This is a genomic window from Inhella crocodyli (assembly GCF_004004565.1).
In the GTDB taxonomy this organism is placed as follows: Bacteria; Pseudomonadota; Gammaproteobacteria; order Burkholderiales; family Burkholderiaceae_C; genus Inhella; species Inhella crocodyli.
On sequence record NZ_SACM01000010.1, the window covers coordinates 1 to 498 of the forward strand.

The 498-nt window shown below is 68.5% G+C and carries 1 protein-coding gene; it reads right to left on the reverse strand.

The window, feature by feature from the left end; translation table 11 throughout:
- A partial coding sequence (locus EOD73_RS17470) for a VCBS domain-containing protein (RefSeq protein ID WP_164846125.1) occupies nucleotides 1-498 on the reverse strand: 498 nt, incomplete at both ends.

A 498-nucleotide genomic window follows, 5' to 3' on the forward strand; every position in this document is an offset into this window, starting at 1 on the left:
GTCGTTGACCGCGCTGACCGAGATGGTCTGGTTGGCGGGGGCGGAGGAGGCGCCTTCGTTGTCGGTGGCGGTGAAGCTGAAGGAGGTCGAGCCGTTCCAGTTGGCGTTGGGCACAAAGCTCAAGCTGGCGGCATTGGCCGTGGCCGGGATGAGCTGGCCGATGGCGACCGGGCTGCCGTTGAACAGCAGCGTGCCGTTGGCCGGCAGCGAGCCGATGGTGAACGAGGCGACGCTGCCGTCGACGTCAGCGCCCGAGAGCGAGACGGGGATGCCGGCGCTGTCTTCGGTGCCCGAGGCCGGGGTGACCGAGACCGTGGGCGCTTCGTTGGCGCCGTTGACCGTGACCGTGACCGTGCTGGTCGTGCCATCGGCCGTGGTGACCGTGAACGACTCGACGGGGTGGTCGGCGCTGGTCAAGGCCTGGACATTGGCCGCGCCATTGCGCAGCGTGTAGGTCCACTGGCCAGCGGCGTTGATCGTGAAATCCCCGTAGGTGCC